Below are 6,574 nucleotides of genomic sequence, written 5' to 3'. Positions count from 1 at the left end.
GGCGGTGCTGCGCAGGAGGTTGATGCAGGCGTTTCAGGGAAGCTGCTCATCGTGAAAACAGTGGATGAGGCCATCACCGCCGGCAACAATGTTCTGGTTTGGCCCGATGAAGGCAAGGTGTTTGACGACGAGGGCTGCTTCTGGTTGAACTCATTTTTCCCGAGCAAAACCGGAAAATGGCTCATCAACCTTACCATCCAACTCTCCACATCCAGTCTCGTCCAGCTCGTCACACCCGAACGCACCTACGAAGTGCAGGTAAACGGCACCCAGTCACAGTCCATCTCTGTCCTGACGCATATGGCAACTGGTGAGAGTGCCTACGTGAATGTTGTGAGCAACTGCACCGTCCGAGGTATCGTTGGCGGGAAGGCCAGGACGTTTTTTTCGGTGTGCTATTTTGGGGGGTAGTTGCTGGGGTGGTAGGCTGTGCGATGGGGCGATCTTCCGGTATGTCTACGATCCGGCATTGGTTGGAAAGACGATCTACATGAAATTTCCGGCGTTTAACCAGTTTGGCGGCGGGGGACAGTCGTTGGCAGATGCGGCAGAGTATGCGTTCAGAATTATGGGGAACTGACCGGAAATGTGTTGAATAATGATGACGCGCCGAACTCAACCCGTCGCTGGGGAATTCGGCGCGTTCTTCATCTGGCAGGCTCGCACAGGTTCGCCATGGTGTCCTACCGTTTCATTGATCCGTCCCTCACAACGGCCTCTCCGAAATCTCCCCGTGGTTACAGCCTGTCCGGGTCCAAGTCGCAGGGCTCAACCGAAAGGGAACGCTGTGAAGATCCGCTTGCACACCGTCTACATCATCCTGGCACGGAAGGAAAGGGATTCTCTCTCCTCATTCCCTCCGTCACACTGTTCACCCGTTTCTCTGGCGCATTGGTCGTAAATTATCAATCAGCGATTTTGGTTTTCCTGTCGCGGTTGCAATCAGTTGGGTGAGTAGCGGAGCAGTAAGTTTGTTCCAGTACTCAAGGACTGCATAACCTCTTTTGTGGTTGTCATAAAACCTTTCTGGAACAATGATTTCTCCAGAAGGATTCTTCACATGTGTGGGTAAAATAATACCGACCAATCCATGCTCTTTGTCCAAGGTTGACTTGATTTCCCAATCAATATACTTGCGTTCGTGGCTGTTTGACCCAATCAAGACAATGGTGCATGAGGTTCCTGTGATATAATCTTCACGAATCATTCTGTTTACATACTCTGCGTAATCGCTATTAATGCGGCGATCAAGAGAGTTGTCACGGACGGTCTCATATTGTTCATGGAAATATCTAGAAAATTCGTCATAGTAAGGTTGGTCGTTATCATGGTGATAACTAACAAATATATGCGGTCTCTTGGTCTTCATCGCGGTCATCATGCCGATCATTTCTTGGTTCCCGTAAATGCCTGCCATATCACCCTCATGGATATTTTTAACGAAATCTTAAATTATTAGATCGCTATAGAAACCCATTCATGGATTCTTCTCGTCTTGTGGTGCGAGACTCTCACAGGAATCCTTGGTACCGAGCAACTCCATCAACCCATCAATGTAGGCCTGATAGGTAGGGGATTTACGGCATCCGATCCATTCCATATCATAACCTGGGCTGGTCGTGGCGGGAGCACCCCAGATGTAGGGGCTGACGTGAATGAATCCTCCCGGTTGCTCCCAATCGATAAATGATGCCCCAAAATAGGGTGGGTGCTTGAACAGTTTCAGCCTCACATCGCAATTTGGATGTTGTTTTTGCCATTGTTTAAGCCATGCTGTCCAACGTGCAACGCACTTTTCGAGCTTATCAATCCGGATTTTCCCTTCGTGTCCGTCCAGACTTCGTACAATATCACCGTGGGGCATCAAGACCCACAGTTTACGCAGTTCACGAGACAGGGTAGTGTCCCCTTTTTCCAATTTTTCAATCAACCGATCACCAGTGAGCTGGATGAATGCGATTTCCTGAGCGGACGAGAGTCGGTCAGAAAACTTGCCAACGATGGGTTTGCCCGGTGGGGAAAGGGTGACCACTATGTGCCGAGAAGATTCTGGGGGGTCGATGTTTTTGTGTTCACACATGGCCAAGCCGTCGATTAACAATCGGGCCGGGCGAACCGGAATCACGACGCCATGTTTGACGTTGACCTCTACCTCTTCTCCAGATTGAAGGGTTATACTCGTTCTTTTCCCCCGACCGTTGACACCAGGGATTCTGGTGCGCACGGAAGAGTTTCTCTCCTCACCCAAAAATCGGTGAACGTAGTCTTCATGCAGGAGGATCTGCCCCTTGTCAGCGGCGTTCATTACGCGAGCGGCCATGTTAATGGTGTCGCCGAAGCTGTTCAGACGACCGTTGAAATCATTGAGCAGGGTAACGGGGCCATAGTGTAGCCCAATGCGCATCTGAACCGGTTTGCCAGCTTCCAGGTTGTGGCGTTCAGCCCAGCGAAGCAGGGCAGCGAGCATGGATAGGTGGATCTTGCGCACTCTTCTCAACCCCTCCTTGCACACAGGGAAACAGACCGCCATTCCATCTCCGGTGGGAAGGATCAGGACTTTTTTCTGTTTGCGCAACGTGCCCAGGATGGGTTGGACTACCTGCCTATCCATGACAGTTACTACCTTCTTTTGGTTCTCAACAGAAACCGTAGAAAAACCTACAATGTCCACAAAAACTACCAGTCCCGTATCCTCGCGGGCTTTTTGTTTAGACTGTTTATTCACGGTTGCTACTCCACCAGTTTGAGAAAATAGATGCCTCCTTTCCCGCACGCTACCACTAGTTGGCCGTTGGGAGAAAAGGCACAATCGTGTAATGGGGCATTCAATACGGGAAAAACGTGTTGGCATTGGCCAGTGAGTGCATCCCATATCCGTAAGGTTCCATCTCGCGATGCGGAGAGCACGCGACGACCGCATGGGCTGAAAGTGCAGCCCCTCACCGCAGACATGTGTCCTTTCAAAATTTTAAGGGTTTTTCCATTTGTCGTTGACCAAATTCGTAATGTTCCGTCATCTGATGCGGAGAGCACCCGGTTTCCGTCTGGACTGAAAGCACATCCATTAACCGCACCTGAATGTTCATTTAAAATATGGAGTGTTTGTCCATTCTCTGCAGACCAAATTCGCAAGGTATTGTCTTCTGACGCAGACAGTACAAGTTGTCCATTCTTGCTAAAAGTGCATGCTGCAATTTTAGCCGTATGCCCCTCCCAGATCAATGGAGGATGTGCCTTATTCACAGACCAGATCCGTAGCATACCATCCACCGATCCGGAAAGTACACGCTGTCCATCTGGGCTAAGAGAACATTCCCAGCTACAATCTGAAGGTATTTTCATTTTCCACACGGATTGTCCGTTTTCAAATGACCATATCTGGAAATTATCAAGCGATGAAGAAAGAACAAGACGTCCGTCTTGGCTGATGGTAGATTTTATATGGTTAACATGATTCTCGAAAACCAAACAAACCTGTTCTTGATCCACCGACCATATTCGCAAAGTACCTGTCCATGATGTGGAAAATACATGCTTGCCGCTTGGATGAAACAAACATCTGTGGGCATTGTCTACGCACGCTCCCTTGGATGGGGAAACGGCTCCGCTTTCAATAGACCATAAACGCAGAGTTTTGTCTCTTGAAGCGGACAGAACGTATTTACCATCAGGACTGAATGTACATCCTTCGACCCAATCCGAATGCCCATCCAATGTCAAAATAGGCTGCCCCGTTTCCATCGACCAGATTTTTATGGTGTGGTCAAACGAAGCAGAGAGTATGAGTGGATTTTTTGGATGAAAGGCGCACGCAAGAACCGAACCTGAATGTCCTTTTAGCGTTTTGAGTGCTTTTCCCGTTGCTGTCATCCAAATTATTAGAGTTTTATCGTGTGCAGCGGAAAGTATGAACCGATCATCCTGGCTGAAAGAACACTTAGCCACCAAACTTGAGTGTCCCTTCAGTGTCCGAAGTCTCTTTCCTGTTGTTGCTGACCAGATACGTAATGTTCCATCCAACGATGCAGAAACTACGAACTGGCCATCATGGCTAAAAGCACACCCTCTGACATCATCCGAGTGCCCCGTTAGAGTCTTAAGTGTGTTACCAGTTTCCAGAGACCAGATTCGCAATGTATGGTCTCCTGACGCAGACAACAATCTATCGCCATGGGGACTGAAGGCACAGTCCCAGACTGCGGATTTGTGTCCTTTCAGTGTCTGGATGGTTTCCCCAGTCTTAACTGACCAGACTCGTAATGTGTTGTCATGTGAACTAGAAAGTACGTACTCACCACTATGGCTGAAGGCGCATGCAGTGACCCAGCTTGAATGTCCTTCCAATATTTGATAAATTTCACCTGTTTTGACCGACCAAATCCGCAGGGTATTGTCATAAGATGCAGAAAGTACAAACTGACTATCTTGGCTGAAGGCGCAACCTGAGACATAGCTTTTGTGTCCCGAAAAGATTGCAAATAGAGGTTGATTAGGAGTGTCTGGAAGCAAGTGAAGCGGTATCAATCGTGGCGGGGATAAATCCCCGGCATCCACCAATCCCTCTGGTAAGTAGGCGGATAAGCAGTTCATGGCATCTGTGGGTGTGGTGCAGGCTTCCACTAGATGGATCAAAGGGCGGAAACGGCGCAGCATGAGAAGCAGTTGGTCATCATCGGGGAATTTCTCCACCGCTGTCACCAGATCTGACACCGACATTGCCCCACTGCCCAGGGCCAGCGACTTGACGGCCAAAAAACGCAGATCCCGTAATGCCGTCAGCCAATCGGCCCCCCGTCCACCATCCTCCAAATGCCATTGCAAATAGTGCCAGAGATATTTTTCCTCTAGAGGCAGTTCCGCCCAGCGAGAGATATGAAAATAGTTCAGGAATACTTGTTGGACCTCGGGTAGCTCTTTTCCATGCAGGGTGCGCAGATGTGTGCGGATTACATCATGCAACTTGATCACATTGCGACCGAGATCGACAATTTGCAGCAAGGAAAGAGAATACATTCTCGCCAACAAGGTGCGTGTACGATGTTTTGGAATGGCTTGTCGTGCATCCCATAGCTGCTCAATTGTCTCTATCGGAATTTCTATATCCTCTGGAAAGATAGCCAAGTCCAGAAATAGATTTTTCTGTTGTTCAATTAACTGGTTCATGGATAGGCCGACACAAATCCCAACGGCACGTTTGCGACCTGCATCACTATCCATGTCATAAGCCGTTGGCCCTGATTCTTCCCAATAGATGCGGGCGTCTGTTATGGCTTTTGATAATTGCTCTCCACATTTTACTACGCGCTCTTTCAGGAATCCATTGGCCAGTGATAGAAGCAGTGGCCAATATCCAAAAATTCGCGCTAGATTGCAAAGTGCATCCATGCATTGATCCGCCTGATCTTTTGGTAAATTGGCCGACAAAACTGCTTCGGCTTCTTTCGGTTTCATGGCATCCACATTGACCAAACGGGCTGAGTCAGGCAGAGCGTTTCGGTTTCGAGAGGTAATCAAACGACGAACAGTTCCTTGACCTCCTTCCAGGAATGGTTCCAGATCTTCTAAACGCCATACGTCATCAATTACCAATAAGGTATCCCGATTTTTTTCCAGCAGCTCAGAGAGTTTGGAACGAGCCTCGTCAAAGCCGATGGGAGTCTCCTTTTCCCCAAGTGAGCGAATGAGTTCTCCCAGCTTATGCAATAATTCTGGACGCGACGGTTTTTCTCCCAGGGTGATCCAGAGGATGTCATCGCTGTAGCGGTCCCGGATCTCATCGTCATCACAAAGAGCAGTAGCCAGCCATGTTTTGCCGAAACCTCCTGTACCCACCAATACGGTGGAAATGGCCACTGGAGAACCATCCGTTCCCAACAATGCCGTTTTCAGTGCATTGAACTCTTCACCACGCGGCACAAATCTTTCAGACAACGTCGGGGCCATGTAGGCATAACGAACAGCCTGACACGTTTCCCGTAATCGGGTAGTGATCCGATCTTTATCGTTGTTTTGATTCCACAATATGCACAAGCGTTTGCGTAGAAACGGCAGCAGGTCATCCGGTTTGATGTTGTCATCACCGATGATCGGTAGGATGCAAATTTTCTTACGTCGTGCCAGACGCATTTCATCTCGCACCCAATCAGAACCCAGAGAATTTGGGGTGATCAGTACCACCAAATGATTGACCTGAGCGATTGCCTCGGCAATTTGAGTGTGCAGGAATATCCCCGCACTCATATGAGTCACGTCCTGCCAGACATGGATGTCCTTTTGCTCCAAATAATCTCGCACCTCTTTGGCCAAAATGGCATCCACGGTCGAATAGGATAGAAAAACTTCCGGATTGGAGAATTTTTTGTTTTGTGATGTCATGAGCAATATCTCACGAAAGTTCAAGTTTCATTTTTCACGATTGCAAACAGGCTCCTTTACGATGCCAGCAATCGCAACGCCCCCGGTTTGGCCCACATCGTTACCCACATCTCAAACGTCCATTTCTTTCTGGCACTGTATGGCCAAAGCAAAGTCATGGACCCTCTGTAGTCCTATCCAAAGTGTCTTCGGCCCTGGA

At 48.8% G+C, this 6,574-nt stretch carries 5 protein-coding genes; 2 read left to right on the top strand and 3 right to left on the bottom strand.

Annotation, left to right across the window (positions count from 1 at the left end; translation table 11 throughout):
* On the top strand, positions 1-411 hold a 411-nt coding region (locus tag HWQ67_RS11000), incomplete at its 5' end, for a hypothetical protein (protein WP_218252734.1).
* Positions 401-580, top strand: a complete 180-nt coding sequence (locus tag HWQ67_RS10995; protein WP_218252733.1) for a hypothetical protein — start codon at positions 401-403, stop codon at positions 578-580. The genes HWQ67_RS11000 and HWQ67_RS10995, both read left to right, overlap by 11 nt.
* A 291-nt stretch (positions 581-871) precedes the next feature.
* On the opposite strand, the gene HWQ67_RS10990 is transcribed toward HWQ67_RS10995, so the two are convergent.
* The 3 genes from HWQ67_RS10990 to HWQ67_RS10980 are packed head-to-tail and all read right to left on the bottom strand — an operon-like array spanning position 872 to position 6,375.
* Positions 872-1,417, bottom strand: coding sequence for a TIR domain-containing protein (locus HWQ67_RS10990; protein ID WP_218252732.1), 546 nt, complete (start codon positions 1,415-1,417; stop codon positions 872-874).
* Between the two features lie 60 nt (positions 1,418-1,477).
* Positions 1,478-2,725 (bottom strand): adenylate/guanylate cyclase domain-containing protein, encoded by a 1,248-nt coding sequence (locus HWQ67_RS10985; RefSeq protein WP_218252731.1) that lies wholly within the window; start codon positions 2,723-2,725, stop codon positions 1,478-1,480.
* 5 nt (positions 2,726-2,730) lie between these two features.
* Positions 2,731-6,375, bottom strand: coding sequence for a TIR domain-containing protein (locus HWQ67_RS10980; RefSeq protein ID WP_218252730.1), 3,645 nt, complete (start codon positions 6,373-6,375; stop codon positions 2,731-2,733).
* Positions 6,376-6,574: the final 199 nt, after the last annotated feature.

It is taken from the genome of Candidatus Magnetobacterium casense (assembly GCF_019173545.1).
In the GTDB taxonomy this organism is placed as follows: domain Bacteria; phylum Nitrospirota; class Thermodesulfovibrionia; order Thermodesulfovibrionales; family Magnetobacteriaceae; genus Magnetobacterium; species Magnetobacterium cryptolimnobacter.
This window is presented reverse-complemented; position numbering and strand designations above follow the sequence as displayed.